Origin of the sequence: Streptococcus sp. 21.1 (assembly GCF_016648635.1) — a bacterium.
GTDB lineage: Bacteria > Bacillota > Bacilli > Lactobacillales > Streptococcaceae > Streptococcus.
In genome coordinates this window covers 115,570-141,778 of record NZ_JACLQL010000002.1, presented here as the reverse complement: position 1 = coordinate 141,778, position 26,209 = coordinate 115,570, and the positions used below count along the sequence as shown (strand labels likewise).

21 protein-coding genes are annotated in these 26,209 nt (G+C 41.5%); 1 reads left to right on the top strand and 20 read right to left on the bottom strand.

The window, feature by feature from the left end:
- Window position 1: 1 nt before the first annotated feature.
- From pbp2X to H7U01_RS02440, 13 genes are all read right to left on the bottom strand, one after another.
- Entirely contained in the window at window positions 2-2,269 is a 2,268-nt protein-coding gene (pbp2X, locus tag H7U01_RS02500) for a penicillin-binding protein PBP2X (protein WP_037602531.1), read from the bottom strand.
- A 3-nt stretch (window positions 2,270-2,272) separates the two neighbouring features.
- Window positions 2,273-2,593 (bottom strand): cell division protein FtsL, encoded by a 321-nt coding sequence (gene ftsL / locus H7U01_RS02495; RefSeq protein WP_002891750.1) that lies wholly within the window; start codon window positions 2,591-2,593, stop codon window positions 2,273-2,275.
- Window positions 2,594-2,595: 2 nt separating this feature from the next.
- Window positions 2,596-3,546, bottom strand: a complete 951-nt coding sequence (gene rsmH / locus H7U01_RS02490) for a 16S rRNA (cytosine(1402)-N(4))-methyltransferase RsmH (RefSeq protein ID WP_073949664.1) — start codon at window positions 3,544-3,546, stop codon at window positions 2,596-2,598.
- Window positions 3,547-3,659: 113 nt separating this feature from the next.
- Window positions 3,660-4,712 carry a hypothetical protein gene (locus tag H7U01_RS02485; protein WP_201041070.1) on the bottom strand — a complete coding sequence of 351 codons (1,053 nt, stop codon included), beginning with the start codon at window positions 4,710-4,712 and terminating at the stop codon, window positions 3,660-3,662.
- Between the two features lie 30 nt (window positions 4,713-4,742).
- Window positions 4,743-5,180, bottom strand: coding sequence for a Wzz/FepE/Etk N-terminal domain-containing protein (locus H7U01_RS02480; RefSeq protein ID WP_070850135.1), 438 nt, complete (start codon window positions 5,178-5,180; stop codon window positions 4,743-4,745).
- 141 nt (window positions 5,181-5,321) lie between these two features.
- Window positions 5,322-5,720 (bottom strand): DUF805 domain-containing protein, encoded by a 399-nt coding sequence (locus H7U01_RS02475; protein WP_037599112.1) that lies wholly within the window; start codon window positions 5,718-5,720, stop codon window positions 5,322-5,324.
- An 87-nt stretch (window positions 5,721-5,807) separates the two neighbouring features.
- Window positions 5,808-6,206, bottom strand: coding sequence for a DUF805 domain-containing protein (locus H7U01_RS02470; protein ID WP_037599111.1), 399 nt, complete (start codon window positions 6,204-6,206; stop codon window positions 5,808-5,810).
- A 99-nt stretch (window positions 6,207-6,305) separates the two neighbouring features.
- Complete coding sequence (locus H7U01_RS02465; protein ID WP_037599110.1) at window positions 6,306-6,722, bottom strand: DUF805 domain-containing protein; 417 nt, start codon at window positions 6,720-6,722, stop codon at window positions 6,306-6,308.
- 99 nt (window positions 6,723-6,821) lie between these two features.
- A complete protein-coding gene (locus tag H7U01_RS02460; RefSeq protein WP_201041069.1) occupies window positions 6,822-7,187 on the bottom strand; it encodes a DUF805 domain-containing protein in 366 nt (121 codons plus the stop codon).
- A 122-nt stretch (window positions 7,188-7,309) separates the two neighbouring features.
- Window positions 7,310-8,560 carry a glutamate-5-semialdehyde dehydrogenase gene (locus H7U01_RS02455; protein ID WP_021146441.1) on the bottom strand — a complete coding sequence of 417 codons (1,251 nt, stop codon included), beginning with the start codon at window positions 8,558-8,560 and terminating at the stop codon, window positions 7,310-7,312.
- 1 nt (window position 8,561) lies between these two features.
- Window positions 8,562-9,365, bottom strand: a complete 804-nt coding sequence (gene proB / locus H7U01_RS02450; RefSeq protein WP_021146442.1) for a glutamate 5-kinase — start codon at window positions 9,363-9,365, stop codon at window positions 8,562-8,564.
- A gap of 119 nt (window positions 9,366-9,484) precedes the next feature.
- Entirely contained in the window at window positions 9,485-11,074 is a 1,590-nt protein-coding gene (locus H7U01_RS02445; protein WP_073688448.1) for a DUF4231 domain-containing protein, read from the bottom strand.
- A gap of 2 nt (window positions 11,075-11,076) precedes the next feature.
- Window positions 11,077-11,808, bottom strand: a complete 732-nt coding sequence (locus tag H7U01_RS02440; protein ID WP_002891761.1) for an ABC transporter ATP-binding protein — start codon at window positions 11,806-11,808, stop codon at window positions 11,077-11,079.
- A 274-nt stretch (window positions 11,809-12,082) separates the two neighbouring features.
- Here H7U01_RS02440 and H7U01_RS02435 point away from each other — a divergent pair, with 274 nt between their 5' ends.
- Window positions 12,083-12,814 carry a DUF554 domain-containing protein gene (locus H7U01_RS02435; RefSeq protein ID WP_037599106.1) on the top strand — a complete coding sequence of 244 codons (732 nt, stop codon included), beginning with the start codon at window positions 12,083-12,085 and terminating at the stop codon, window positions 12,812-12,814.
- 352 nt (window positions 12,815-13,166) lie between these two features.
- On the opposite strand, the gene addA is transcribed toward H7U01_RS02435, so the two are convergent.
- From addA to H7U01_RS02400, 7 genes are all read right to left on the bottom strand, one after another.
- Window positions 13,167-16,820 (bottom strand): helicase-exonuclease AddAB subunit AddA, encoded by a 3,654-nt coding sequence (addA, locus tag H7U01_RS02430; RefSeq protein ID WP_201041068.1) that lies wholly within the window; start codon window positions 16,818-16,820, stop codon window positions 13,167-13,169.
- Window positions 16,810-20,130, bottom strand: coding sequence for an ATP-dependent nuclease subunit B (gene rexB / locus H7U01_RS02425; protein ID WP_201041067.1), 3,321 nt, complete (start codon window positions 20,128-20,130; stop codon window positions 16,810-16,812). The genes addA and rexB overlap by 11 nt, the downstream gene beginning before the upstream one ends.
- Before the next feature lie 248 nt (window positions 20,131-20,378).
- Window positions 20,379-21,752, bottom strand: a complete 1,374-nt coding sequence (locus tag H7U01_RS02420) for a GHKL domain-containing protein (RefSeq protein ID WP_014635014.1) — start codon at window positions 21,750-21,752, stop codon at window positions 20,379-20,381.
- Window positions 21,753-21,786: 34 nt separating this feature from the next.
- Window positions 21,787-23,097 (bottom strand): hypothetical protein, encoded by a 1,311-nt coding sequence (locus H7U01_RS02415; RefSeq protein WP_201041066.1) that lies wholly within the window; start codon window positions 23,095-23,097, stop codon window positions 21,787-21,789.
- A 277-nt stretch (window positions 23,098-23,374) separates the two neighbouring features.
- Window positions 23,375-25,117, bottom strand: coding sequence for a DUF6287 domain-containing protein (locus H7U01_RS02410; protein ID WP_037599102.1), 1,743 nt, complete (start codon window positions 25,115-25,117; stop codon window positions 23,375-23,377).
- Between the two features lie 9 nt (window positions 25,118-25,126).
- Window positions 25,127-25,387 (bottom strand): hypothetical protein, encoded by a 261-nt coding sequence (locus H7U01_RS02405; RefSeq protein WP_002891774.1) that lies wholly within the window; start codon window positions 25,385-25,387, stop codon window positions 25,127-25,129.
- Complete coding sequence (locus tag H7U01_RS02400) at window positions 25,388-26,203, bottom strand: ABC transporter permease (RefSeq protein ID WP_002891777.1); 816 nt, start codon at window positions 26,201-26,203, stop codon at window positions 25,388-25,390.
- Window positions 26,204-26,209: the final 6 nt, after the last annotated feature.

Here is a 26,209-nt window from a genome sequence, read left to right as displayed (position 1 = left end):
CTTAGTCTCCTAAAGTAATGGTAATCTTCTTGGTTTTAGACAGGGCTTTTCCTGCCGCAACACTTTGTTTGGTAACAGTCCCTGACTTGCCACCCTTATAAGTAACTTTAATGCCTTTCCATTTGGCAAAGGTTTCAACGTTCTTCTTGGTCCAACCATACATGTCTGGAAGTTCTGTGAAATCATTGGTCATGATAAGAATCTGTTCATTAGCCTTGATATTGGCTTTGGCATCTACAGAAACCTTCTCAATCTTATCACCAACACCCAGAACAATCGGATGAATCAAGTTTTGACGAAGGGTGTTAGCTGTCTCGCCCGGACTCTTACCGATAATATCGCCGGTTTGATAGCTCGTTTCATCGGTCTTTCCACCACCTTCAGAAACAGAGGTATCAAGCGTATCACCCATGGACATAGCTTCTTCTAGGACAGGGTTAACCACCGTCGCATAAAAATTATTATCCCAGGTCTTAGGTTCCTGAACTGTTACATACATAACATATTGTGGATCATCAGAAGGAACCATAGCTACAACTGAGTTGAGCGTTTCGTTGGTCCCAACTTTATAGGTTCCTGTTTTTTCATCGGCCACTTGGGCTGTTCCTGACTTAACCGCAACATCATAGTTACCAACCTTAATGATTGGCGAACCTTCAGACTTGTTGTACAGGGTACCAAACTCTGGGTCTGTACCAACAGAAATCATATAATTACGGGTCTCAGAAGCAGCCTGCTTGGAAACTGGCTTACCAATAACTTCTTTCTTAGCCGTACGAACAGTGCCTTGGTTAACATCTGCAACTTGTTTGATAAATTGAGGTTCCAACATAACACCATTGTTAGAGATAGCTGAAAAAGCACGAAGCATCTGAACCTGAGTCACTGAAATCCCTTGTCCAAAGGATGATTGCGCAATATTCACAGAGTTTCTTGAGACAACCCCTGAAGATTCACCTACCATCCCAAAACGGGTTGGAAGTCCAAACTTATAGAGTGATAGGTAGTTTGACCAAACCTTGTCTCCCATCTCTTGTTCCAACATGGTCATCAAAACGTTACTTGAATAAGAGAAGCCTTGAGCAAATGACATGGTTCGGCCTGACGAGATACCTTCATTAATAGACCAGTCATTGATTTCAACATCATCAACCTTGATACCGTTGGCATTGCTATAGGTCGCATTAGGATTGAAACTTCCGTTATTGATAGCCGATGACAAGAGCATCACCTTCATGGTTGACCCTGGTTCATATTGGGCCTCATAAAGTCGGTTAACCCAGTCATAACTTTTCTTGGCTTGTCCTTCGAGGGTATCAGAGTTATAGGTAGGACGTTGTGTCGTCGCAAGAATTTCACCTGTTTTTGCATTGACAACTGTCGCTGAAGCATTGACACCTTGCGTCTGCTCCATAAAGGTATCCATCTGCGTTTCTAAGAAGGTTTGGAGAGGCGCTGACAAGGTTGTATAGATGTTCTTACCATCGATAGCTTCCTTGGTAATGGTTTCCGTACCTAGAAGCGTATTACCGTTTTTATCCTTTTCATAGATGGCCTCTCCATCTGTTCCAGTCAAGAGGCTATTGAGCGAGCGCTCCAAACCAGTTTGACCAATTAAAGAATATGAGCCGTCTTTTTTATTTTCAACAGCTTCGGCACGACCAAGAAACTCTGACGCGAAGGTTCCATTAGGGTACATTCGTGACGTTGTTGCTTCAAAGGCCATCCCCTTAATTCCCGCATCTTTAAAGGCTTTTTCTAGTTCTTCTTTAACAGAGTAGGTAATTCCCTTCCCCTTTAGCCCAAAGGAAACCTGGTAGGCACCCTTAGTACGCAATTGGGCCAAGGAATCACTCTTTTCAATTCCTAGCTTATCCTTTAAAATATCAGCAACCTTGTCAAACTGACTATCTTGGACATAGAGTTTTTCTTGAGTCGCTGACACATAACTGGTCGACACGATAGCGTAAATGGCATAACTGGTTGAATCCTCAGCCAAAACATTTCCATTTCGGTCGTAAATCGTCCCACGCTTGGCAGCCACCGTGGTCTTAGTGTTATAAGATTTAGCAGCCTGGGTAGACAAATCGACACCAAACTTACTGTCTGTCCCGATAATCACCACAAAGTTGATAATAAAGACGAAAAAGATAAAGATGCTGAGAACCATAAGGTTCTGACCAACGTGCTGTCGATTCTGGGCTGGCTTTCGCCTATCCCTAACGACATAGTTTAGAAATAAATGTTTAAGTTTTCTTAATCTGTTCATTGGTTACTTCACACTCTTAATACTATCGTTATTAATAGACAGGCCTGCCTTATTAGCAATCTCTTTAATACGGTCAGAGTTAGTCAACTCATTAACCGCCTGCTTAGCATTGTTAAGCTCTGTTTTTTCATCACTAATCTTGCTATTAAGGTCTGTGATTTGTTGCTTGATAGCCTGATTACGCCCTTGTAAAAATACAACTGCGATACTCATCACAATAGCTGTCAAAACAATTGCCGAATAGAAAGCCTTTTCCATACGCGTCATAAAACGAATATGGTTTCTAATGGCTCTATTGACAATCTGATGTTCCTTATTTTCCATAATTATTTCCTGATTTTTTTAGCCACACGCAATTTAGCAGAATGCGAGCGGTTATTAGCTTCTAATTCTTCCTGACTAGGTAGGATTGGCTTGCGATTAACTAAGGCTACCTTAGGTTGGAGGTCTTCAGGAATAAAGGGCAGACCTTTAGGCACATCTACCGTACTGGCTTCTTTGAAAAGCTGTTTAGTCAATCGATCCTCCAAAGAATGGAAGGTAATGACCGAAATACGACCATCTACAGCAAGTAAATCCAAGGCCTCTTGAATAGACTCATCTGCAGCACCAAGCTCATCGTTCACTTCGATGCGAATGGCTTGGAAAATTTGCTTGGCTGGGTGACCTTTTTTCTTCAGTTCCTTAGCAGGCTTAGCTGATTTAATGATTTCCGCCAGTTCCGTCGTGGTCTCAATTGGTTTAACCTGACGGGCCTGTTCAATCTTACGTGCAATTTGTTTAGAGAACTTGTCCTCACCATACTTGAAGAAAATGCGCACCAAATCGTTGTAAGGATAAGTATTGACCACATCATAAGCGGTCAGACTCGCCTCCTCATTCATACGCATATCTAGCTTGGCATCCTGTTTATAGGAGAAACCACGCTCACGCTCATCCAACTGTGGGCTAGAGACACCCAAGTCATAGAGAATGCCATCAATTTCAGACACCCCCAAGGCTTCAAGGTTGGACTTGAGATTACGGAAATTATCCTTGATGAAAGTCACCATACCCTTATCAATATAGTCCTTGAGACGCACTTGAGCATTATCAATAGCCTTTTGGTCCTGATCAAAGCAGTACAAATGACCCTTTTCAGATAATTGCGACAAAAGATAAGACGAATGTCCTGCGCCACCCAAGGTCGCATCAACATAGATGCCATCGGTCTTGATATCAAGCATATCAACAGTTTCGTGTAAAAGAACGGTTACATGGTGAAATTCATTAGTCATAACTTTTATTATAGCACAAGAATAGAGAAATTGTCTCGTTCTGTAAGTTGACAGGATAGTAAAAGAGCCAGATCCAAGGCCTGACTCTTTAGTTTCTATATCATTTGATAAGATCAATCCACTCGATAAAAATAACTTTCCACAGATGGCATCCCATTCGTCGCTATAATACGGTCCTTACTGTTATCTCCCGCATCACTTGCATCACTAACTCCCTTAGGACAAAGCTGAATTGGGGTATTACCTGTTGGATTGGAATCAACATAAGTTAGGTTGAACCCACCTGAGTCAGATTGTTTTGCACTCACTGAATCAATTGGGTAGGTATATCCCCAGAGTTCCAATTGTCCGTCCGAAGTAATGGTGATGGTCTTTCCATTTGAAGACTTCCATGTCCCTACAGCTGATTTGTAATTGCCATTTTTGAGTTCATCAGCCTTAAGGGCTGTCGAACTGGTTTGAGTTTGTGACACTGTGCTAGAACTACTATTACTTGAAGCACTGTCCAAGTCCTTCCAATCCCAACTAGAAAGATCTGCTTTTTCAGCACCCGAATCACTGTCCTCTTTTACAAGAGACTGACCATCACTACTAAAGCGGTAGCCTGCACCTCCACCAGCCATAGCACCAGCACTACCATAGTAGCTAAAGGTGTTATCCATGAGGTAGGCCAATGTCATACGCTCACCCAACATGCCCAGTTGTGGCCCCTCTGTCAGACGAACAACCTGACCACTATCCTTAGATATAGTGTAAATATCCGTAATCACATGTTCTTTAAAGAGTTTACCTGGCTTAAAAGCAAGAATCAACTCATCAACACCATTACCATCCAAATCATGGTAAGTATAGACCGTTGAGGCAGGACTTGTTTGAGAATTAGCATAGGTCACAATGAGAGAATTAAGTGAGGCATCCGTTTGGTTGTTGGCCACAGCCGTTTGGTACTTACTAATGATGCTATCATAGGCAGAGGTATCTACCTTTTTCTCTTGACTAGAGCTTGAACTTGTACTTATGCTAGAGCTTTCACTACTACTTGATTGTGACTGCTCTACTGATGAAGATGAAGTCGTCGAAGTCAACCCATTTTGCTGGTTTGAACAAGCTGCTAATAGGACTAAACTAGATAATCCTGTTACTAATGCTAAAACTTTATTTTTCATCTCTAAACCTAAATTCCTTTTCTTTAATCCTTATTCTGCTGTCCCAGAGCTGACATCTGCACTGTAGGCAGGAGCTGTGTAACTTGGAGCATCACTATGTGACTCTGTATAAGCTGTTGGTGGTACATAGTTATACTGGGGCGCTTGATAAGCCTCTTGTGCTGAAGAAGGCGTTGGTGCCGATGCTACCGCAGGAGTTGAGCTTGCTTCTGTCTGACTAGCTGCTTCTACCGTTGAGCTTGATGACTCACTTGAAGTTGAAGAAGATGACGACGAACTTGAGCTCGATGACTTGGATGAAGCCTTGGGTTTGCTTGATGATGACTGCTTAGTCCCCACCTTAACTTGGACCTTAGCATGATTCTGCGCAGGCTGCAAAAAGACAATAGCCAATGCCAAAAGAATAGCCGGTAGGGTAAATGCCAAAATAAGGTAACGTTTTTCTTTTAAATGACGAAGTAGTTTCATAGAATATTCACATTTCTTAAATATATTTTAGTATTGATTAGTCTCAGATAAGATTATATCAGAAATATTAAAATGTGCAACATTAACATAAAACTTTTTTTGACATTAGAAAAACCAACTCAAAGAGTTGGTTGATTGTCATTATTGCTGTGGGTTATCGACGTTGTTCAATGGCACTTCTACTTTTGTTGGTTGACATAATAGAAAAATGAAGATAAAAATACCGACAAATGGGATTAAAGGAATAAAAATATACGGCCAATTATAGCCAGCATCACGTAAACGACGAACCGTTAGAGCAATACCAGGTAAAACCGCAGCAACACCATAGGCAAAAAAGATAAGTAGTAAAATAACACCAATAGTAAATAAATCGCTTGATCCTGTTTCAGCTACCATTCTTTCAAACACTGCTAGGAGCAAATACCAAGTAAAGAAAATCAATAGATGTGCCGAACATGCAAACCAGTAATCTGAAGGTGTTGAACGGCCCTTAAAATCAACATAGCCCTTCCAAAATTTTTTGTAGGCTTCAATCATAATAAAATCCCCCTTTTTTATGATACTTCCAGTATAACAAGTGACAAATCAACTAAAAAACAGCCTAGCGAGGCTGTTAAGTCATTATTATTGCTGAGGATTATTGAAGTTGTTAAATGGATAATCAACTTTAGTTGGTTTACACAACAACACAATGAAGATAATAGGACCTACAAATGGGATTAAAGAAATAAAAATATACGGCCAATTGTAGCCAGCATCACGCAAACGGCGAACTGTTACAGCAATACCAGGTAAGATAGCAGCAATACCAAAGGCAAAAAAGATAAATAGGATGATAAATGAAATAACAGCCAAAAAGCTTGATTCTGTCGCACTTGCAATGCCTCCAAAGATTGCGAGCAACACATAAAAAGCAATAACTGTTAACATATTTGCCAAATATGCAAACCAGTAATCTGAACGTGTTGAACGGCCCTCAAAATCTACATAGCCCTTCCAAAACTTCTTATAAGCTTCGATCATAATAAAATCTCCTCATTTTTTGATACTTATAGTATAGCAATAAAAAAAGAATTTGACAAATTGACGAAAAAGCAGCCATACTAGGCTACTAAATACTTATCATTGTTGTGGATTATTCAAATTATTGAATGGTAATTCTACCTTTGTTGGTTGCAAGGTTAAGATAAAAATAATAAAACTACCAAGGTAGGGAATCAACGCTAAAAATATCAAAGCCCAATGGTAGCCACTATCTCTTAGACGACGTACCATGATTGCAATGGAAGGTATCAGTAAGGCTAACATATATATTCCAAAAGCTGACAATACAATATAAATCAAAATCATTTGAAAACTATATGCGTCAGAAGTATACGTTGCCGGATCTCCCCCTAAAATCATGATTAATATAAGTAAGAAACCGAAAAGTAAAAAAACCAAACATTGCGCAAGCACATTAAGCCAATAATCTGAACGTGTTGAACGGCCCTTGAAATCGACATAGCCCTTCCAAAATTTTTTGTAGGCTTCAATCATAATAAAATCCCCCTTTTTTATGATACTCCCAGTGTAGCAAGAGAAGGGAAGATTGACAAATCAACTAAAAAACAGCCTAGCAAGGCTGTTAAGTCATTATTATTGTTGTGAATTATTGAACTGTTTGAAAGGAAATTCTACTTTTGTGGGTTGACAAAACAAAACCAAAAGTACGATATCACCTATAACAGGCGCATAGCGTAAGAAAATCAATGCCCAGTGAAAACCGGCATCACGTAAGCGACGCACCTGAAGGGCAATAGATGGAATATAGTTAGCAAAACAATATAGCATTGCAAACCCATACAGTAATTTGAAAATAACATGATAATGACTATTCGGACTATCAAAAACAATTACAACTATAACTATGCTAAATAAAATGATAGTTACTATAGTATTTGCTAGAACTGCCAACCAATAATCTGAGCGGCTTGAACGTCCCGTAAAATCGAAATAGCCCATCCAATACTTCTTATAAGCTTTAAACGTGGCAAAATCTCCTCATTCTTGATACCACCAGTATATCAGAAGGCCTGTCGTCTAGCAAACCAACTTAAAAAAGCTCCTTCATGGAGCTTGATGATTTATTCTCTAACTTGTCCTTGTCCGTTAATATAGAACTTGGTTGAGGTTAAGGCCTCAAGTCCCATTGGACCACGAGCGTGCATTTTCTGAGTTGAAATTCCGATTTCAGCACCTAGTCCAAAGACGAATCCATCTGTGAAGCGGGTTGAAGCATTAACATAGACAGCTGCAGCGTCAACATCGTCTTGGAATTGCTCAGCACGACTAATATCCTGAGTCACGATAGCCTCTGAATGCGATGTCGTGTAAGTATTAATCCAACCAATAGCCTCGTCAAGGCTGTCTACCACTTTAACTGACATGATATAATCAAGAAACTCTGTCGCAAAATCTTCAGGTGAAGCGGGTACAGCTTTTTCCATAAGTTTCAAAGCCCTTTCATCCGCACGGAACTCAACAGACTGAATTTTTGAAATAGCTTTTTCCAAGTTAGGCAGGAACTCTTCTACAATATCAGCATGAACGACGAGAGATTCTGCCGCATTACACACACTTGGTCGTTGAGTCTTGGCATTGATGACAATCTGTGTCGCCATATCTAAGTTAGCATATTTATCCACATAAATATGACAGTTACCAACACCCGTTTCAATGACTGGAACCTTGGCTTTTTCTTTAACCGTTTGGATGAGACGAGCTCCACCACGAGGGATGAGCAAGTCTACATACTTAGTCGCCGCCATGAGTTCTTCTGCTACCTCATGAGAGGTATCTTCAACCAGCTGAACGGCATCTGCTGTGATACCCGCATTTTCCAAAGCCTTACGAGCTACTGTAACCAAGGCCTTGTTGGAATTGATGGCATCACGTCCTCCACGAAGAATAATGGCATTATTGGTTTTAAAGGCAAGGCTAAAGGCATCGATTGAGACATTGGGACGGCTCTCAAAAATCATAGCGATAACACCCATAGGAACACGCTTTTGAATGATTTTGAGACCATCCAGATTCGTATAGCCACGAACTACTTGACCGATTGGGTCCTGAAGATCTGCCACCTGACGGACACCCTCAGCAATCCCTGCGATACGGTCTTCCGTTAAGAGCAAGCGATCTTGCATAATCTCTGAAATACCATTTTCCTTGGCATTGGCCATATCCTTAGCATTTTCAGCGATAATATAGGCACTCTCAGCTACTAGAGCTTTAGCTACCTGATTTAGAAGGTCATTTTTAGCTGCTGTTGATAATTTAGCAATCTGACGACCCGCCACTTTGGCCTGCTGGCCCAATGTATCAATATGTGTCATATTAGTCCTCCTGTTTAAAGAGTGTACCGATTTTGGCTCCTTCTAGGACACGAAGAATGTCACGCGGATTTTCACCATTCATTAAAACCATTTGGCTTTGATTTTCAAAAACCATCTGGGCTGACTTAATCTTACTCATCATACCACCCGTACCAAATTTACTACCAGCACCACCAGCTGAGGCTAGAATTTCCTCTGTAATCTCTGGTACATAGCTACGAAGGGTTGCATCTTCATAGACATTTGGGTTCTTATCGAAGAGCCCATCAATATCTGACAACATAATGAGTAGGTCAGCACCAACAATCTTAGCTACGATAGCTGACAAGCGGTCGTTGTCCCCAAACTTAGTCGCATGGTCCATTTCATCTACGCTGACAGCATCATTTTCATTAACAACTGGAACAACTCCAAGCTCAAAGAGGCTTTCAAAGGCATTGATGGCATTGGCCAAACTCTCAGGATACTCGACCACATCACGGGTCAAAAGAAGCTGAGATACCTTGGTTTGGTAATGTGAAAAGACCTGAGAATAAAGGCTCATCATGGCCACCTGCCCTACACTTGAGACAGCCTGTTGCTTACCAACCTCTGCTGGGCGCTTCTCAAGATCTAGGACATTAAGACCAAATCCCATAGCCCCAGAGGATACGAGGACAACCTCAATTCCTTTATTATGTAAGCTAGAAATCACAAAAGCTAGCTGATCGATTTTTTCAAGATTAATTTTCCCTGAAGGCAAAACCAGGGAGCTAGTCCCGATTTTGATAACTAGGCGTTTTACTGAGTCAAAATTTCGTTTCATGTTTATGATTATACACTAAATTCAGGTATTTTAACATATATAATGCATAAGTTTACATATTAAAGATTTTCAGTAAAAAAGAATCCCTCCAATCGGAGAGACTCTTTAAACAGTTTGTTCTAGGCAAAAAATATGGCTCTAATACGTTTCCAACGTCTGCGGTCAACAAAGAGATAAACGATTAGGGCAATTAAAGCTATAAGCCCAGATACTATAGCGTTGACTACTAGGGCAATCCAGAACTTACTTGCAAAGAAGACAATACCTCCTAGCAAGGCAGCGATGAAAATTGTAAGAATAAAGATACCCATATAGAGCCACTGTCCGCCACCCCGATTGAAGAGCTGAGTGACTTCCTGCCAATTCACTTCCAATAATTTAAGGTCACGTTCAAAGAAATAGCCACCTACAAGATAGGTTGTTACGAGAAAACCAAGAGCGAAACTTGCCACCAAAATAGGATGGAGATGTGCAAGGAATATTAAACCAAGTCCTCCTAGTAAGAGGGATACACCGACTTGCAAGCCATAGAAAATCCAAAACTTTTGACGAAGATAGTCACCCGTATTGATTGGCAGGCTACGGATAAAGTCAAAGTTTGTTCCCTCTAAGGAAGTTGCCACCCCAAGAAAACTTGTTGGTTGCGCTGAAAAGAAACCAAAGGCAATTCCGACTAAAAGCATGAGCCCGAAATAGTCTGGACCTAAATCTTTCAAAAAGAACGCACCTCCGCCCAGCATGATCATATATAATACTGGTACCACATAGGTATTGATAATGAGGGTTGAGTTTCCCAAAGTAGATAAATGATGGCGAACCAAGACCTGTCTTTGACTTCGAGTAACAACTTTTACCTGAGTCTTTCTAGCCTTTTTGTTATAAATGGCTTCGTGGAAATAACGAGGCATTCTGACTTTATAAAACCAAAGACCCAAGATAAGCACTGAGATAAGAGGAAGATAAAAATTTAGTAGAGCCTCCGGAGATAGAGGAGCAGCTACCACATCATAGTAACCTCTTAGATAAGGCAACAAAGGAAAATCGATATGTCCAGCACCCTTAACATAACCATTAAGAAAACCAACCATCATGATAGGGAACATAATCAATAGGGTTGACAGGGTCATCAAAATAGTCGAATAGAGCTTTTGACGAGAACTGCGAACAATCAGCGTTCCAACACTATTAGACAGAATCACTGAAAAAACGAGATTGATAAAGAGAGAAACGATAAAGGATAGAAACCCCACGACTATCCCCAGCGGGCCAATAAATTGCCAGTAAGCTAGAATGAGAAGACTAAGGATAGGTACCATGAAGGTCATCCCAACCATAGAACCTGACAAGGTCTTGGCCAAAAAGACTTCTGATGGCTTTAAGGGAAGAGGCAGATAAGCCTTGCTATCCTTACTATCGTAAAAGGTACTATAGAGAGCCGTAAAAGTCTGGAGAAGCCCCATGACTGAAAATGTCAAAAGATATAGGGTTAAGACTCCAGGATTGGCCTTATAATCGACACCTACAAAAAGATAGCTATATACAACCGTAAAAACAATTAAAATCAAGAGTTGTTGTCTAAGCATGGCATTAACGATGGAGAAATTAGCCTTTTTCTTTTTCTCCTGACGTTTCTGTAGGTTAGTTACTGCTTGAGGATTTGCATAGAGGAGATTAATTTTAAAAAGCTCCCAAACATGGTTCCAGTTCATGACTACACCTCCTCGATCTTACGTCCAGCCATTTCCAGATAAATAGTTTCCAAATCCTTGTCAGGGTACTGAGACTTAAGTTCCGCTAGAGACCCTTGGAAGATGAGTTTTCCTTTCTTCAAAATAGCAATACGATCACAGAGCTGCTCAGCTACACTTAGAACGTGGGTTGAAAAGAGCACACTATTACCCTCCTTAGCGTGGTTACGCATGGCTTCTTTCAAATCATAAGATGCCTGTGGATCCAGACCAGTCAAAGGCTCATCCAAAACCCAAATCTGCGGATTTACCAGAAGAGCACCGATAACGACAACCTTCTGACGCATACCGTGAGAGAAGGAAGAAATGAGGTTATAGCGACTTTCCGTCAAGTCAAAGGTAGCCATAAGATTAGTCAAACGTTCCTCAACCTGACTAGCTTCCAAATCATAGATACGTGTCAAAAAGTACCAATAGTCATTAGCAGTTAAATTTAAGAATAAGTCTGGTGAATCTGGCACATAAGCGATTTTTTTCTTGATAGCATCACGATGTTGGCTGAGGGCCATATCATCGACGTAAACTTCACCGTAGCTAGCTTCAATGATAGACGTCAAAATGGAAATAGTCGTGGTCTTACCAGCCCCATTGTGACCAATCAGACCAAAAATCTCACCATCTCGAATCTCGAGGTTAAGATCTGAGAGAGCATCCTTATCTTCATAACGTTTCGTTACGTGTTCAAAACGAATCATCTTTTATCCTTTCTTGAGAATCTATTTAACAATAGTCTCATTTTACACTTTATATTAGATTATAAATTAGAGTTGTTACCTTGTTTTTTATGAACAATACTCTAAGAACACTGGCAATAGATTTAGATAAGGCTATTTCCTTACCTTCTCATTTATTGTATCATTTCAAAGATACAATTTCAAGAAAACGTTTGTAAAAACGAGACAATTTTGCATTCGATCTTTGATAATGCTAAACTTATAGTATTTAGAATAAATAGGAGGAAAATCACTGATGCCAACTGGAATTATCATCAACTCGCTATCTATTATCTTAGGAGGAATCGCTGGAGGGCTCTTCGGGGACTATCTCAGAGACGATTTCAAGGAAAATCTTAACCTTATCTTTGGTCTAGCCTCTATGGTAATGGGGATTAGCGCTATTATGAATATGGTTAATATGCCTGCGGTTATCTTTGCAGTAGTTATCGGTACCATCCTTGGGCTGGCCCTAAAATTTGGAAACCTCATCAACAAGGGAGCTGGGCTTATGGAAAAAGGCTTGTCCAAGATTACACCAAGCAAACAAACAGGGTTAGCTCACGATGAGTTTTATGCGCAGCTCTTAACGGTTATCGTCCTTTTCTGTGCGAGTGGTACAGGAATTTACGGGAGCCTTGAGTCTGGGATGACAGGCGATGCTTCCATCTTGATTTCCAAATCTATCCTAGATTTCTTTACGGCCATGATTTTCTCTTGTAGTCTAGGTTACATCGTCTCCATGATTGCCATTCCACAATTTATCGTTTTCTTCCTCCTCTTTGTGAGTGCTGGTTTCATTCTCCCTCTAACAACAAAAGCCATGATTGGAGACTTTAAGGCTTGCGGGGGCTTCCTCATGATTGCGACAGGTTTTCGTATTATGAAACTGCGTCAATTCCCAACAGCAGATATGATTCCAGCCATGATTCTGGTTATGCCTATTTCCTGGGCCTGGGTCAATTGGGTGGTGCCTTTGATTAGTTGACATTAGGATTAAACTAAACAAATACCGTCAGTCTAATGCTGGCGTTTTTTGTCTGTTTTTTAGCTGTTATAGACTTGGATTATTAAAAACTAGTAATGTTCGTGGTGTTGAATTCTAATTTTTCTAACCTTGTTTAGACTGAGATGAGTTTGTTATAATAACCCTTGTAGGACTAAGCAACCTACAAGATACTTTTTTTCATAACTATTTCCATCCTCTAATATTTTAACGAACTTACAATACTGATGGAAATCTATCAGAAAAGACTGGTGTGTGCACACTGGTCTTTTTTGGTGGGATTGAGACACAAAAAAACCACTCTTTCACTATGAAAGAATGGTTATGCTATAGCTTATACTTCTACAACTTCCAAGTTTTTTCCACCTAGGAGAATAAGGTATTTATCAATCTTATCTATTTGATAGGCTTGGCTGAGTGCTTTAGCATAGAGGCTCATTTGCCCTTTGTAGCGGTCCTTAAGCTCACCAGGTTGAGTGAAGCGGTCTGTCTTATAGTCAAAGAGGACAATACGGTCTTCAAGAAGAAGGTAGCCATCGATGATACCACGGACGACAAAGTCTTCCTTACTAGCCGGGTCTTCTGCCAACATGGCAAATGGCGCTTCGCGACGCAACTTATCACGGTTAGCTAGAATGAGCTTCCCAAGTTCGGTGTCAAAGAAGCCTAGTAGCTTTTCTAACTGCACACGCGCCTTGACTTGATCATCTGCCGATACTCGACTCAAGGCCTGTGTCAAATCTTGGAGGGTCACCTTGTCAGAAAGAATCAAGCGTTGCATGAGTTCATGGGTGGCTGAACCAACTGCAGCTCCAGTGACCTTGGTTTTTTGCCCAAAATCTGGAAGCTCAAAGCTAGTGGTAGTCTCAAGAGGTTGCACCTCCTCTTTCTTGTCCATAATATCCACCCCTTCGGTATCCATGACAGGTTCGTAGAAGGCTTTGAGCTGGCTCGGCGTACGCACAGATGGAAGTTCAATCGCTGGTGCATAAAGTTGATTGAGTTTTTCAACACTTTCTAAGACAGTTAGGGCACGCTTAATGTCTTCCGTCTGGCGATTGTTAGAGAGATCATCAGCATCTACTGCCGCTTGAACTTCAACCTGACCAATAGCCTCTGGGGTCAAGTCCTCAGCCTCAACAAAGCGAACAGTAAACTTGAGATCCTTTCTCATAAAGGCAGTATCCAAAGCCATAACCCAATCCTGATAAGTAGAAATTTGGTCACGTAGAGCTACTGGTAGGCGATTATTTTCAACATCTGTGCCAAATTGCTGGGTCAATTTTTCCTTACTGCCCTTACCAACTAGGTAGAGTTTTTTCTCTGCACGGGTCATTGCAACATAGAGCAGACGCATCTCTTCTGAGATACTTGCTCGACGCTCTTCCCTACGATTTTCCTGGAAGGTTAAGGTCTCGAGAACAACATTTAACTTAGGCAAATTGGTGTTTACCTGGTCTTTGAGGTCAGCTAGATACTTAATGCCTAGTCCTTTTTCACGGTTAATGATGTACTTACCACTCAGTCCGTCCTTGCTGTGACCAATGAACTTGCGATTCATCTGCAAGACAAAGACATACTTGAACTCTAGTCCCTTGGACTTGTGAATGGTCATAAGGCTAACGGCATTTTTGGGAACCAAGTCTGTCACTTCCTCTAGGTCGTTACCGCTAGAAATGATTTTATCAATCATACCAATAAAACGAGAAAGTCCCTTAAAGCCAGTCTTTTCATAGGCATTGGCACGCAAGGCAAGGGCGTAGAGATTGGCCTGGCGTTGCTCAGCTCGTGGAAGACTGCCAACATAATCATAATAGAAACGATCGTCGTAAATCTTCCAGATGAGGTCATAGAGCGAGTGCCACTTACTGTAATCACGCCAATCTGACAGAGTCTCAATGAAGAGAGTCAACTTGGCCTCCAGTCCTTGCGTCACGACTTCTGGATGAAGTCCTGATTTAGTATGAGCTGCAAAAAGCTTATCATAGAATTGTCCTTTGTCAGCCTGAACAGCAATCCGAGCCAAATCGTCCTCGTTGAAGTTAAACATCGGTGAACGAAGGAGGGCAACCAAGGCGTAGTCATTGAGAGGATTATTGATGGCACGAAGGGTGTCCAACATAATCATAACTTCTAGTGACTCTAGGTAGCTTGACTTGTACTCGTCAGGAACCAAGGGAATTCCGTGCTCCTCAAAGCTTGCCATCAAGTCCAGATAGGTATTACGGGTTGGTGCTAGGAGGGTAATGTCCTCAAAACGTACACCCTGCTCGTGAAGTTTGATGATTTCTTTGATAACCAAGGAAATCTCTCCGCTACTAATAGGTTGATCAGGACCTTCTTCGTCAGGAGTCATACTTCCTTCATCACTATTGAAAATCAGAACCTCTGTCTCATTTTCAAGATGGGGTTCTTTTTGCTTCTGGCTACCCGCTACCAGCATGTGAGTCTTGTCATAGAGGATGTCCCCGATTTCCTGGTCCATGAGGTGACTGAAAACACCATTGGTCGCATCAAGAACTTCAGATTGACTACGGAAGTTCTCTTTAAGGAGAATCAACTTACCTGCATCTGGATTTTCAAGGAAGAGCTGAAACTTGCCGTTAAAAATCTGAGGATCTGCCTGACGGAAACGATAGATGGATTGTTTGATATCTCCCACCATGAATCGGTTGTGGCCATTAGAGAGGAGTTCCAACATGCGTTCTTGGGTATGGCTATTGTCCTGATACTCGTCTACCATCACTTCATGGTAACGGTCACGGTAGCTAGCTGCCACCTCTGGATTTTCCTCCAAAATACGGATGGCAAAATGGGCAATATCCGAGAATTCAAAAGCATTTTCCTGAATCTTTGCCTGTAAATACTGATCCGAAAAATCAAGTACAAAGGCCTGAAGCAACTCCAACAGAGGTAGGATGTCATCATTATGCTTGGTCAAAACCTCGAGGACCGTTAGTTGGGTATCAATCTCTCGCAACTGGGCCACAAACTCATTTTTGGTCTTGTTGTAAGCTTCCTTGTAGGCCTTAAGTTCCTCGTCTTTAGGACGGGTCATATTGGTCAAACCAGTCCCTCCTGACAAAGTCAAAAGTTGTTTGAGCAGGTCCTCCATATCCGTTTGGTCATTAGCCAAGGCTCCTTCAAGAAGGCTAATGGCATCTGACACATTATTTAGATATTTGGCCTTGGCAAATTCACGCTGAGCTAGACCTAGATGGTCTCTTAAGAAGTCTAAGAAATCAGCCAACAAGCCATCTTTGAGACCCTCTAAAAGCTCAGCTTTAGCCTTTTCTGGATTGGCCTCTGCCTGCCCTTTTAAAAGATTTTGACGTAGCCATTTTTCAGGACCTGCAGTAGCCTGAGAAAAGTTATAGACATCGTAAACTAAATCACGAAAAGCCTTACTAGTCTTGCCATTTCCTGCGAAGTTGCGGACCAATTTTTGGAAAAGTTGGGCATCCTTTCCTTGCATATAATCGTTAAAGAGATCAGCATAAACCTCATTTTTCATGAGTGTCTGCTCGGCAGGGTCTGTCATAATGCGGAAAATAGGTGACACACCCAGGAGATAGCCATACTGATTGACCAATTTCTGGGTAAAGGCATCCATAGTTCCAATATCAGCCGTTCCAATCTTGGCAATCTGATCTGAAAGAAAGGCACGCTCTTCATCCGTCTCAACTTGTCCAAGTTGCTCTGTCAGACGCTTTTCCAGACGCTCTTTTAACTCACCCGCGGCCTTTACCGTAAAGGTTGAGATAAAGAGTTGATCAATGCCAACGCCACGTCCAATCATATCAAGGATACGCTCAACCATAACAAAGGTTTTTCCTGATCCAGCCGAAGCTGACACAAGAATATTGCTACCATTACTGTAAATGGCCTCAATCTGCTCAGGTGTTAACTTGCGTTCCTTGTCAGAAGCTGCTTCTTGGGCAATGCGTTCCTTAATCTCTGTTGGACTTAAAAAAGCTTTAGTCAACATGGTTGTCCTCCTGGTCTTTTTTGTCTGCTGTCACAGCTTGATCAGTGACTGGAAAGGGGATGATTTTTTCAGCAACTTGCATCTGATTCTTGTCCTCATCTTTTGCCATCAGCTCCAAATAGGCTTCCTTCTTGCCCCTACTTGGTAAACGCAGGAGCTTTCGAGCCTGTCCCATGTGGCGGTCGGCCTCAAAATGAGTAATAGCCTTGATTTGATCCCCTTGAACAGACTTGCCATCCTCGGTATAAGGATTGACTGCAAAATTCCCGCTTCGAATAACTTCAGCAGCACCTGTAAAGAGCTTAATGTTGTATTCTAGCAAGGTCTCTAGGTCCTCCTTGTCGTAGGTGACAGTCTTTTGTAAATCATAGTTTCCACCAGCCAGATGCCCCGTCTCTGAAGCCACAAAGAGTCCCTTATAGGTCAATTCCTTATGAGCCTGAGCCGCTAGCTTGTCCAAGCCAAACTGAGCCAGATTAAGTTGTGGGTCCTTCATATGTAAATACATGGCACCAAAAAGCTGATCAGCATCAACCTTATAGGTCTGGCGAAGGGCTTCTAGATAGGTTACTAACTGCGGACTAAGGCCATTGTAGAATTTTTGAATGTCAAAGACATTTTTACCTGACTTGTAGTCAACGACACCCAGAGCCCCATCCGATAAACGGTCCACCCTGTCAATAATCCCTGTAATCTTGATGCTATTAGCTAAAAGCAAGTCAAACTTGGCTTCCTCTCGCTCAACCTTAACGGCTGCATTATCACGTAAAACACTAGCTGTAGAACGAGCGATATCTTCCAAAATCTGACGGGACAAACGACTCTCCTGGTCCTCCGTATAGAGGAGTTCAAAGGGTTGCTCCTGATTGGTCTGAGCAATTGCCTTTTCCAGTTTATCATCGAAGTTTTCTGACGAAGAATCCCCCATGACACGCTCAAAGACACGGTGCAAGTAAGTCCCGTGGTGTCGAGCATCCGGATGGATAGATTCCAACTCCTGAAGCCCCAAGACATAGCGCAAGAAATAAAGATACTGGTTGTTATAGAAGGTTGTCAGAGCCGAAGCTGATAATTTCAGTGGTTCTTCCCCCGGAAAGACCAACTGCATGACCTGATCATCCACCTTGGTCGTCGTCACATCGTCAATCACATTTGGAATCAAGACTTGGTCCTTATCAAGTCGCTTACGGAGATAACGCACAGCAACTGACCAGAAAGTCTGCGTTTCCTTATCCAAATCAGCATCTAAATGGCTACTGTTAAGGGCAATGACAGTTGATAGAAGGTCCTTGTAGTTCCCAATCTGGTCACCCTTAGCCTCGAAACGATTACGTCCCTTTTCAACCAAAGGAAGACCAAGGTCAAGCAGCTCCTTCAAATAAACCGACATGTCATCTTGAGTCTCATTGAGAATTTGTGGCTGACTAAGCACCAATTGTTCACTAGCCGCATTAAAAAGTGACATAGCCACAAAATGCCTCCGCTGACTATTGCTCTGCGTAACAATATCCAAACTCCTATGCTCATCTGTGGCCTCATTGATACGACTACGTTCCTCGTCAGACAGGAGACTCTTATTTTGCCCTACCTTTGGAAAATGCGACTGGGTCATTCCCAAGGCAAAAACATAAGGAGCTGAATGTGGCTGAATCAAATCGTATTTCTTCACATTAACCACATCGACAGTGGCTGGGACCGTACGGTAATCACAGGCCAACATTCCTGAACGCAAAATGGACAAAAAGTCGTCCACTGACAGAGTTTCTTCCCCAAAAATAGTCTCAACCTGCTCCAAGAGTTGTGTGAAAGCCTTCCAGACCTGTTCATTCTGCTCTTTTTCGGCCTCACTGGCCTTGCCAGTCAAAGCAGCCATCTTACTTGGCACTTGCACAGCCTCTAAAAAGACCACAAGTTTTTTGAGCAGACTAGACCCCTTCTGTTTGCGACTGTTAAGCAACTTGTCCAAAGGCTCTACCAGTTGTGACCTCAAGGCATTGAGCTGGTCCAAATCATACTTATCACGACTATTAGCCGTGAAATCAGAAAGGAACTTGTGACGCCCCTTGATATCTGCAAAATTGACATAATACTCAAAAAGGTCTAAATCCTCTTGAGCAAAACCACCATAGAGACCGGATTTTATGAGATTAAGTAAATCCTCAGCACGGTAATTGTAGCGTTTGATCCGCTCCAAGGAATCCACAAACTGCACCAAAGGATGGCTAGACATGGTTTCTTCCTTACCGAAATAATAGGGAATATCAAATTTTCGAAAAATCTGACCCACCTGAAGCTTATAACTCTCCTCATCACCTAGCAAGACCAAGATATCCTTATAGCGCTTGCCATCTGCTAGCAACTGACGAATACTCTTGGCAACCTGAGCCACCTCTTCCTTTTGGTTGACCACTTCCCATACCTGCAAGGCTTGCTTGTCCTGAGCAGTTAGCTGCTCATCTACCGTACTAAAATCATGACGGCTCTCCAAAAGACGGCTAATGCGAGCAAAAGAAGGATTGCCCTCTTTGTCTGTCGTTACATAGTCGGGTGTCACCTTATAGGTCTGAGCCAAAGTTCTCAAAAAATCGACTGAGGCCTGATAAACATTGCCATAGACAAAGTTAGCCTTATAAGCCTTTTGACTGGCATAAGTCCCAATGACAATCTGGTGGCACTTATCATTCAAGAGGGCAACTAGGGCCTCCTCCTCAGCAGAAAAACGCGTGAAGCCATCAATGACCAAAACCGTGTTATCCAGGGCCTTATCCAGATGGCCTGAGGTAATTTCCTTGAAGAAGGCACTAAGTTTTGATTGATTATCAAAATCTCCTGCCAACAAGAGATCCTGAGCCGCACTGAAAATCCTGAGCAAATCCTCTTGCTTTTCAACCTGATCCAGATGCTGCAAATCCAGAACCGTCATATTAGCCTGCTGCAACTCTTTGTAAAGGTCTACCAATTGATTAATAAAGTTACTATCCTTGCGCAAGCGGCCGTAAACCTTAAGCTCATCATCGCCCATATGCGACAACACCTTATAAAAAATCATGGCCAGACCAGTATCATCCAGCTGAGTTTTGGGGTTGCTCGTATTGAGAATGAAATATCTCGCCATCTGAGTAAAACGAGTCACCGTAATCTCAAAGGATGCTGACTGAGGCAGGTATTCCAAGACCTTACGCTCCTTCTCAAATGACAGGGCATTAGGGGCAATATAAAAGACCCTCTTTCCCTTTTGAGCATAGCTGGTTGCCTGCTCCGTCAGAATTTCTGTTAAATCCTGAGACATATCCGTATAAAGTAATTTCATAAGACGTCCCTTTCTTGTCTCTAAACCAGTTGTTAGGCTAAGCAATAATTGCCATTCATTTAGTGCTAACAACCACTAATCCTTGCTATTATAACACAGAATGAAGCAACAATCAGACTCCTCCCTCGCCCCTTTCTCCTCCGATGTCCTAAGTTGTAGACATAAGCACAAGCACCACAGCAAAGAGCCCTCCTTTATGGACTTGTACCTAAAAAAAGAGCCAAATCCTCTGATTTAGCTCTACATCTTTATTTAAAAATCAATTCCTGTTTGAAGAGGTAATCACCACTGCTTGTAATCAAATTGGCATCACTATACTTCCTAAGAATATCCTTGGCTGAGTGGAGGTTAAGACCTGAGGTCTTCTTCTGGTTTTCTTCCTGCATAATGGCATCAAGGTCAACTTTTTCTTCTCGCGTCCTATTTTCCATGACGAAATGGTAGCTTCCATCCTTATCATGTCGATGAAAACTAAACTTGATTTGACTGGCAGGGACCTGCTTACTCTCATCAATCGCATTACTAAAGAAAATGGACACCAGCAAGGTCAAGTCAACCACGTTCATGGTAAACCCTGAAATCTCCTCAGGAATATCACAAGTCACTGGGATATTACTACGTTTAGCCTCCATCATACGAGCCGAAAGAAGGCTACGTAAGGGTAAGGACTGAATATTTTCCAGCTTAGGATTATCAATGACACGGAAACGTTCAAACTCCTTGGCGCTCTCCCTAAGAACATTCTGATACACCTGTTCAGCGAGAGCCTCCTCCTGGTCACGCACTTCCTCTGAAAATTGCTCCACAACCGTCTGATAAGACTGTCTGTATTGTAACAACTCATTGTAGAGAAGATCAATCTTTTGGTTGGCCTTGGTCAAACTATTCAAATGCCTCTTTTCCTCCATGGCCAAACTCTCTTCCAAATACTGCCGAGACAGTTGATTAAGATGGGCAATTAGAAAAATGAAAGCCACTGCGGACAAGAGAACCCAAAGCATCCGAAGTCTCAACTCCACCTCTGAAGAGTAGCCAGGGAACCAACTGTCTAAATTCACACTGAGATAGATTCCCAATAAATAAATGGCCATTGCTATAGCAACTCTTCTAGAAATCTGGAGGTTCTGGAAAGAGTCATCGCTATAGACCTTCCAACGCTTCAAATCCAAGCCCAAGAAACGGTCAAATACAAAATAAAGTGGCAAAATCAAACCGTAAGATAAGAGATAGAAAAGAGCATTGGACCCTACCTCAGCGACGGGGAGATTTAAGAGAAGGGGAATAAAGAAGAGTCCCAATAAGCGATAAAGTAAATCTGACGTCACCACTGGAAACAAAGTATGAAAAGCATACTGGGTCACCGACCAGGTCTTCCCTTTAGCAAGAAAGGCCAAAATCATCAGGATAAAGACATCAAAAACCATAATCATGTTAGTAATATTATACTGAATGACTACATCTAACAGGGCTAAGGTCAAAAAGACCGTCCAGGAGATACGAATGTCTGTCATTCGTTTGAAAATGGCACAATTTATCGTCAGAGTTAAAATAAGCTGAATGGCTAGAAAGGCATCTGTATCATAGAGATTTAAAAAATTTATTCCCAAAAACGATTCAAACATCGAATCTCCTTTCTATATATTTTTTTACAAGTCTTTAGTATTCAAATTGCTGTCTATAGATGAACTTATCATTCTTAAAGCTAAGTTTAGACTGAGGGTAACGCTCCATAATATCTTCGAGCTGCTCATTGATTGATAAGTGACTCTCATACGCCTCGTGGGGCGCCTCGGCACTATCTTGCGAAAGGGTTGTCTCTACAGAGAGGACCTGGACCTCACCTCTTTGGTAATAAGACATACGAACTAAACTATTTTCTTGACCATGAGCTCTCAACAAGGCATTATCCAAGAAGGTCGTTAGAACAGCTGATAAATCCACCACATCGATATGAACTGGGGATATAGGGTCTGGAACCTCCATGATAAAATCAACGCCAACAGCATGAAACTCCATATACTTACTCTCAATGACGGAACGTAACAATTGAGAAAGCAAGTTGGAAATATCTGGCATAACCTTGCTGAAGGGAACTTCTTCCTCAGATAGGTTTTGACTGTCTCCCTCTTGACTAGTAGCCAGAACAGTCTTAGCCTTCTTAGGTACAACTACCTTAGGCACTCCATCACGGTATAACTCCTGATAAAGATGGAGGATATGCCTACTAGACTCCTGTAAGCTCTGGAAATGACGTTCCTGCTCCTCTTTCAACTCCAGAAAAAGTTCATCCTTTATCCACTGATTGGCATAGGAAACAACGATAAAGAAGGCGCCTGTTGCCAATAGAACGACCAACTTAGCATAATTGTTAACCACTTCCACAGGCCAGATACTAGCAAAGTAAGGCATGAATTCATTTAAAAGCCCATATGAAAGAAAGGCAAAGCTAACCCCAATAACAATAGGGGTGAAGTGTATGCGCAAGCGCTCCTTTTCCTCGACCTGCAAATATTCATAACCAATAAAACGGTGAACCAAGAGGTAAATAGGATAGGTAACTACCACACAGATAAACTCCGTTAGAGATTCTGGAATACGGCTAGTCAAGTCGGCTCCCAAAAGTAAAGGAAAGACGATTAATGACAAGCCCCGTATAATGATATTAGTTGTTCCCCAGGCATAAAAGCTATTAAATACCGGCTCTATCCATGGCAAGTCTGGACGTTTGTAATAACTAAAACAAAATAATATGAGAGGATTAAGTAAAAATTTGAATCCCATAGGAAGAAGGGGAGTCAAAACAACTGACAAAAGACCACCTAATAAAAGTAGCCTCCAAGAAATCTTGACCCTACCAGCTGCATGAAACATCAGATAATTGACAAAGAAAATCAAGAGTGTATCTATAGATACTAGCCAATGAAAATCTTTAAAAACAGCAAATAGCGATTCAATAATAGAAGTCATTCTTTTCCCCCTCTCCCTTTAATCTGATTTAAGAAACTTCCTCAAAAATCCCCTAGGAAGCCCTTTTTACAACACTACTCATTATATAGCTTTTTGTAAGTTTTCACAATAATTAATTTTCTAATAAAGTCTATAATACCTCTAAGAATCCATTTATTTATAGAAGATGGACTTACTATTAAATTAAAGTTACAAATGTAACATAAAAAGTTGAGACAATTTTATCTCAACTTTTAGGTTATAACATTACTTTTTAAGACTTTCACCCTTGTCAGGTCTAGTCAGCCTTGTAGTAGAATTGTTTGGCGTCAGATTGTCCACTTCCTGATTGGGTCACTAGGATACGGTCTTTGGTATTATCTGAAGCATCAGGATAGTCTCCTGATACATTCGGTAATGTCGTACCTTTCGGGATGAAAAAGATTATTGCGCCATACATTCCTGTTCTTAGGCTCGCTCTCAGGTAGCCATTTTCAAGACTAGAATTAGCATTTTGAACCTCATAATCTGTTGGTGCAGTTACTTGATCCTTAGAAAATGTCAAACTATTACCATTCCCATTCTTCCAAGTCCCTTCAAGGCTTTGGAAGTTATTATCCTTGATAGCATTAACATCCATGCCTGTTTGATCGGTCTTAGTTTCAGTTTTCGATTCTGTTTTGGCCTCTGATGAGCTTGATGATGACTCTGATGTTTGTGAAGAACTTGAAGATTCTGAGCTATCAGACGTGCTAGCACTAGAGTAATGCTTGAGTAGCTCTTGGTAAGCCTCTTGCATGTCGTCTGGTGCCACCTTATAGGTCTGAACAGCCTTCTTATCATAATTGCCCTTCCAGTAGTTCGTCACATAATAAACAGTACCATTAGATCCGAGAACAATTTGGTAAGAATCCTTATCTTGGTCAACCAAATCCTTATAGAGCTTGTTGTAGCCATTATAATTGCCACCAGTTTTATCATCAGCTGAAAAGTCCTTAAAGAGGGCTTTTTGTTCAGCGGCATCATCTTCATACATAGCATGTTTCTTATCCTTCAAGGTATAAAGACGGAAGGATGATGTTGGGCTATAGTCGGCGGTCTTACCACTATTTTCATTAATTCCTAGAGCAAAGGAATCAACCGTGTTTTTATAGTCCTTGAAATCATAGTTTGAGACTTCCTTACCATTGATGATACCACTCGGAACACCAGTAATATGTTCATAGCCATCCGCATTGATGAGATTAGCAAGTATGGTAATCGTTTGGCTGCTACCTTTTTCCTTAGGTGCCTTAAATGAAAGGAAGGTTGGACTACCATCATTGACCTTAGTGATACTGTCAAAACTGCTTTGAACTAAAACAGCATCCTTGGCATAGTCAGACTGATAGAGCCATTTCCCAAAAGCTTCCGTGATAGACTTAATGTCCTCAGTCGAATAGTCTGCAATATAAGTGGTTTCCTTATCACCATTAACATCCGTCTTAGTCTTGATATCTGCATTTGGCTTATTTGGATCGTTAGAAGACGACTCTGAGCTTGCGTCGCTACCAGAGGATGAACTACTTGATTCCAAAATATCCTTAATAATGCTTTTAACTTGGCTACTTGAAGAACTAGACGAAGCCTCGCTAGACTCAACGACTTCAGAACCTCCCTCAACCTGAGTATAGGTGTTTGAGTCAGTCATTTCAACCTTTGCATCTCCTCCAGGCACCATACTTGGTGTGATACGGATAGTACCATCTGAGCTACCGTCAGTTCCAGCCAACTTAAAGCTCAAAGAACGGTCTTCACCGGCTTGGGCATTGGCCTGATAGGTATCCCCAGTCTCCGTATTTTTAACTTCGTATTTGTCTCCCTTGATTTTTCGGACTTCAAAACGCACCTTGTTCCCGGTATTCTTATCGACAACGGTTGTGGCATAAACTCTTGAAGACGATGTAAAAGCCGTGCTCTGAGTGTATTTTCCAAGTACCATGAAGACCAAAAAGACAATCAAGGCCAAACCGATAAACTTTTTATGTTTAAACTGTTTCATGAGGTCCTCCTAGATAAATAGATAGCCAACAACATAGCCAAAGAGGGCGATACAAATCAAGAGCAAAATTTCCAAAACTAAAAACCAGCTAAACTTGAGATCTCCCAAACCAACCTTAGACAAGACTTGTCTGAATTTAGAATTTTTCTGTCTGCTTAAACCACTAGAAAGAGCAAAACCAGTCTTAGCAGCTTCGGCAACTTCCTTATCACTTGGCTTGCGACCATACTGCACTTGGAAGTCAATCAGCCATTCATCATATTGTTGCATTTATTTCTCCTTCTTCTGAAGTGTGACGAAAAAGAGTAGGGCATAAACTAGGCAATGAAGTACCAAAGCCCACCATTGGCCCCAGAATTCACCTGTAGACCCTTGAAAGGCCTCCAACTGGCTCTTAGGAACAGGGACCCTGTACTTAGCCAAACTAGATGGCAAGTCTGACAGGTCACTAGAAATCCCAAAAAGCTTGTGCCCATAACCTAGATAGATAAATTTTTGTACCCAATCAATCGCTTTTGGCAAAGATAGGATAGTTCCTGACAATGAAAATTGCATGATCCCCACAACAACTGCTAGGATAACAGAGGTAATCTCAGATTTGCCAACCAAGGCTGAGATAAAAAGGGCAATGAAATGCGAAGCCAAGAAAACCAGAAGCACTGTAATCCCAACTTCCCAACGGTAGGAACCAAAAATATGACCAGCGTCTGGAAATTCTTTGTCAAAGAACTTACTAAAAACAGAGTAAGATAGGATAAAGACAATGGTTTCCAAAACAGCAAAGAAGGCGTGAATCCCCATACTAGCCAAGGCAAAGGCCGAACGACTCAAACCTGAGAAAAAGTCACGGTTGAGGACCGAGCGTTCCTTAGAAATATAAATACTGTTTTGAACCACAATCAAGAGACTGGTTGAAAAAAGCAAGAGAAAGAGGGTCATTCGAGTTGTTTCGAAATCTTTCAAAAATCCCTTGTCCTGAATATAGAGGATTAAGCCTTCGAAAGCGACAATGCCCAGAAGAACCTTAACAAAATCCATGTAGTGGTGTTTAAATTTATACCAACTTAATCGTAATGCTGCGTTCATAAGTCT

Bases quoted from the DNA above. Each gene is read 5' to 3' on its own strand.
- H7U01_RS02460 (WP_201041069.1), bottom strand. From the start codon at position 7,187: ATGGGCTATTTCGATTTTACGGGACGTTCAAGCCGCTCAGATTATTGG.
- H7U01_RS02465 (WP_037599110.1), bottom strand. From the start codon at position 6,722: ATGATTGAAGCCTACAAAAAATTTTGGAAGGGCTATGTCGATTTCAAG.
- ftsL (WP_002891750.1), bottom strand. From the start codon at position 2,593: ATGGAAAATAAGGAACATCAGATTGTCAATAGAGCCATTAGAAACCAT.
- H7U01_RS02485 (WP_201041070.1), bottom strand. From the start codon at position 4,712: ATGAAAAATAAAGTTTTAGCATTAGTAACAGGATTATCTAGTTTAGTC.
- H7U01_RS02400 (WP_002891777.1), bottom strand. From the start codon at position 26,203: ATGAACGCAGCATTACGATTAAGTTGGTATAAATTTAAACACCACTAC.
- rexB (WP_201041067.1), bottom strand. From the start codon at position 20,130: ATGAAATTACTTTATACGGATATGTCTCAGGATTTAACAGAAATTCTG.
- rsmH (WP_073949664.1), bottom strand. From the start codon at position 3,546: ATGACTAATGAATTTCACCATGTAACCGTTCTTTTACACGAAACTGTT.
- H7U01_RS02480 (WP_070850135.1), bottom strand. From the start codon at position 5,180: ATGAAACTACTTCGTCATTTAAAAGAAAAACGTTACCTTATTTTGGCA.
- H7U01_RS02475 (WP_037599112.1), bottom strand. From the start codon at position 5,720: ATGATTGAAGCCTACAAAAAATTTTGGAAGGGCTATGTTGATTTTAAG.
- H7U01_RS02420 (WP_014635014.1), bottom strand. From the start codon at position 21,752: ATGTTTGAATCGTTTTTGGGAATAAATTTTTTAAATCTCTATGATACA.
- H7U01_RS02415 (WP_201041066.1), bottom strand. From the start codon at position 23,097: ATGACTTCTATTATTGAATCGCTATTTGCTGTTTTTAAAGATTTTCAT.
- H7U01_RS02455 (WP_021146441.1), bottom strand. From the start codon at position 8,560: ATGACACATATTGATACATTGGGCCAGCAGGCCAAAGTGGCGGGTCGT.
- H7U01_RS02440 (WP_002891761.1), bottom strand. From the start codon at position 11,808: ATGATTCGTTTTGAACACGTAACGAAACGTTATGAAGATAAGGATGCT.
- addA (WP_201041068.1), bottom strand. From the start codon at position 16,820: ATGTTGACTAAAGCTTTTTTAAGTCCAACAGAGATTAAGGAACGCATT.
- proB (WP_021146442.1), bottom strand. From the start codon at position 9,365: ATGAAACGAAATTTTGACTCAGTAAAACGCCTAGTTATCAAAATCGGG.
- pbp2X (WP_037602531.1), bottom strand. From the start codon at position 2,269: ATGAACAGATTAAGAAAACTTAAACATTTATTTCTAAACTATGTCGTT.
- H7U01_RS02445 (WP_073688448.1), bottom strand. From the start codon at position 11,074: ATGAACTGGAACCATGTTTGGGAGCTTTTTAAAATTAATCTCCTCTAT.
- H7U01_RS02435 (WP_037599106.1), top strand. From the start codon at position 12,083: ATGCCAACTGGAATTATCATCAACTCGCTATCTATTATCTTAGGAGGA.
- H7U01_RS02470 (WP_037599111.1), bottom strand. From the start codon at position 6,206: ATGATCGAAGCTTATAAGAAGTTTTGGAAGGGCTATGTAGATTTTGAG.
- H7U01_RS02405 (WP_002891774.1), bottom strand. From the start codon at position 25,387: ATGCAACAATATGATGAATGGCTGATTGACTTCCAAGTGCAGTATGGT.
- H7U01_RS02410 (WP_037599102.1), bottom strand. From the start codon at position 25,117: ATGAAACAGTTTAAACATAAAAAGTTTATCGGTTTGGCCTTGATTGTC.